We start from the raw sequence: 3,066 nt of genomic DNA, 5'->3' as shown, positions 1-3,066 counted from the left end.
TTACCCCCCCCCCCCCCGAACATATGTTTGTTGTGTCTCATTCGTTTTCGTTTCATAATATCAACCTTTAATCCTTATATTTAGCAATATAATTACATGTAATTTTTAAATTTCCTCTAAATCGACCAAATTCTACATTATTTTTATTATAATTGTGATATTAAGTTAATAAACGTAACGCATAAAAATTAACTTAAATTTGATTTAACTGCAAAAACACCACAGCGGCAGGCGATCCGGCGGATTTCTGGAGTGAGTGGAACACTAGATGCGGAATAGCGGTCAGGGGACACACCTCCTCTTTTAGGGCAAAGCTTTGGGGTCGGAGGTATGTCCCCAACGATACCGTCATGGAGGCACATAATATGCATCTCCCGGTTTACTTTAACAGAGCCAGCTCCCGCGCGGCCGTGCCCCTACACGCGGAAGCGCGCGGCCAACCTGTCCAGTTCTCCGGCCAGCGCGGTAAGTTCTTCGGTAGAGGCGGAGACTTCCTCCATTGCCGATGTCTGCTCTTCTGTTGTCCCGGCAACGTTCTGCACGCCGGCCGACATCTCCTCCGCGGCGGCGGCCACCTCCTGGACCTGCCGCGCAACATCCTCGATGGCGAGACTGATGGCCTTGATATTGGTCCCAACCTCGTTGATCACCTTGCTTCCCTCCGTTACATCCGCCGCCCCTGCGGCCATGACCTCTACCGCCTTCCCGGACTCGTCCTGAACAGCGGTGATCAGTTCGTAGATCTCCTTGGCGGCGTTGGCCGACTGCTCGGCTAGCTTGCGGACTTCCTCGGCGACGACGGCAAAGCCGCGGCCCTGTTCCCCGGCGCGGGCGGCTTCGATGGCGGCGTTTAATGCCAGCAGGTTTGTCTGGTCGGCAATCTGGGTGATCAGGTCCACGATCTGGGTGATCTGACCTGCGGTCTGGTTGAGAGCATTGATGGCGGAAGAAACGTTGGCGGCTGACTGCTCAATGGCCTTCATCTGCCCGATAACCCGCTCGACGCCCCCGGCACCTTCAGCGGCCCGGGCCGCAGCCTGTTCGGCCGCCGCTGATACCTTCTGCGCATTTTCGGTTACCTGCTCGACGGTCGAGGCCATTTCGCTCATGGTGGAGGCCGTCTCGTTCGCACCGGCGGCGGTCTGCTCGGCCTGGGCGGCGAGCTGGGAGGACGATTCAGCCACCTGCTTGGACGTTTGGACTACCTGGCCGACGATCTCGCGCAAGTTTGTGCGCATGCGGTTGAAAGCCTCGGCCAAACTGGCGATCTCGTCCCGGGTGCGCACCACCAGTTCTTCGCCTGTGAGGTCGCCTTCAGCGATACGGCCCGCCTCGCGCACCGTGGCCAGGATGGGGCGGGTGATCATGCGGGTTATAAACACTGCCATGAGGAGCCCGGCGACCAGGGCAAAAGCGCTAACAAGGATGACCAGAGAGCGTCCGTGGGCAGCACCTGCCTGCATGCTATCCACGACGACCCCGGTCTTTTGTTCATTTTCCATAATCAGTTCGGCCAGAATCTTTTCAGCGTCGTTGGCATAAGAAGCGATGCTTTGTGATGCGGCAACAGCTTCTTGGAACTTGCCTTCCTTGGCCAGAGGAATTGCACGGCTGGCAATCTGCCGGTCGTATTCAGTGACCTTGGTGAGCACTTCCTCCAGTTTGGGCCGGGCCTGGGTGGAACAGTTGTTGAGTCGTTTCTCCAGCAGGATATGCGTGTTCTCGATATCCTTTTTGTATTCGTTTAAGTATTTCTCGTCGCCATAGAGAAAGAAAGCCCGCAGGTCTCTTGATGCTTCTTTGAAGGAACCGTTGATCTGATAGTCTAAACTAAGGCGCACCACCCGCTGATCGACATTGGCGGCATCCGAAATCGTATTCCCCATTATAAGCAACGCCTCGATCGCCACGGCAGTCATAAAAAGAAGCAGTAAAACGAAACCGCCGCCGATTTTCATTCCAATGGACATTCTCATTTCGAAATCCCCCTTAATACAAATATATTTAATCCATTATCCCGTGCAGGTTTAAAAGCAAAATCATACCGTCCTCGTGATGAACAATGCCCGTAATAAACTGTCCTTCATCATTTACTGAATCCGGTTTTTCCACTTCATCCCCGGAATACCGGGACACTGAATATACAGTATCTACTATCAAGCCCAGTTTTCGCCCGTCCGACTCTGTCACTATAATGCGGGAATCCCCACCCAACTCGCTCTCCTCCAAGCCCAAGCGCAGATTCAGACTCATGACAGGAACAATTGACCCTCTAAGGTTTATTATTCCTTTATAGTAATATCTTATATTTGGGACCCTGGTTACTTCCATCATCCGGATGATTTCTGATACATTATTTATAGGCAGCGCATATCGTTGATTGTTTAGCCCGAAAACAACCAATTGATCGTTTGCAACCAAAAAAACCTCCCCCTTTAAGAACGCAAAGTACTATACCGCATATGTTTTCTCGTTTTGCAACAAACGGTGAAATGGCGAATTATTCACATATAATAACCGGAGTGCATATACCCAAGCTATTACCTCCTTTTCTTGTATGAAATACAAAAACGACCACGCTAACCATGGCCGCCTTAAATAACCCTATACATTATTTAAGCAGCCTGGCAGCCATAGCTTAAAAAGCCTTAGGCCCATAGCTTTGCGCCCCGATCTTTCGAACGGTTTGCCCGGTTTTTGATTAAACAAATCCTCTATTGCGCGCAACTCGCTAACGGACATGCCCGGCTCTTTGGCCAGCATCAACGCGTAAAACGCCACCCGCCGGGAATGCCGGGAAGCGACATTAAAACGGTCCTCCTGGATTCCAACCAACGCACCGGTAGTATGAATGAACATTGATTTCGCATTACACTTTCGGAGAGAATAAGAAAAAAAGACAGGCCGTTAGCGAAATAATGGGATAAAAACTAAATGGTGGGGAACGAAGAAGAAGAAAAAGAAGAAGAAAAAGAAGAAGAAAATGGAAGATCAAAAGACGGTATAGAGTCATATATTTTCTTTTTTTCAATATTTTAACATATATAGAATATTTACCCCCCCCCC

The 3,066-nt window shown here is 50.5% G+C and carries 2 protein-coding genes and 1 riboswitch; both genes read right to left on the bottom strand.

The window, feature by feature from the left end; all coding sequences use genetic code 11:
• Window positions 1-416: 416 nt before the first annotated feature.
• The gene (locus IT084_RS17450) at window positions 417-1,976 is read right to left on the bottom strand and encodes a methyl-accepting chemotaxis protein (RefSeq protein ID WP_195714160.1); all 1,560 of its coding nucleotides are present in this window, start codon (window positions 1,974-1,976) and stop codon (window positions 417-419) included.
• A 28-nt stretch (window positions 1,977-2,004) separates the two neighbouring features.
• A complete protein-coding gene (locus tag IT084_RS17445; protein WP_195714159.1) occupies window positions 2,005-2,421 on the bottom strand; it encodes a chemotaxis protein CheW in 417 nt (138 codons plus the stop codon).
• A gap of 194 nt (window positions 2,422-2,615) precedes the next feature.
• Window positions 2,616-2,701, bottom strand: a riboswitch (cyclic di-GMP riboswitch).
• Window positions 2,702-3,066: the final 365 nt, after the last annotated feature.

It is taken from the genome of Desulfallas sp. Bu1-1 (assembly GCF_015594625.1).
Taxonomy (GTDB): Bacteria; Bacillota; Desulfotomaculia; order Desulfotomaculales; family Desulfallaceae; genus JADNRQ01.
This window is presented reverse-complemented; position numbering and strand designations above follow the sequence as displayed.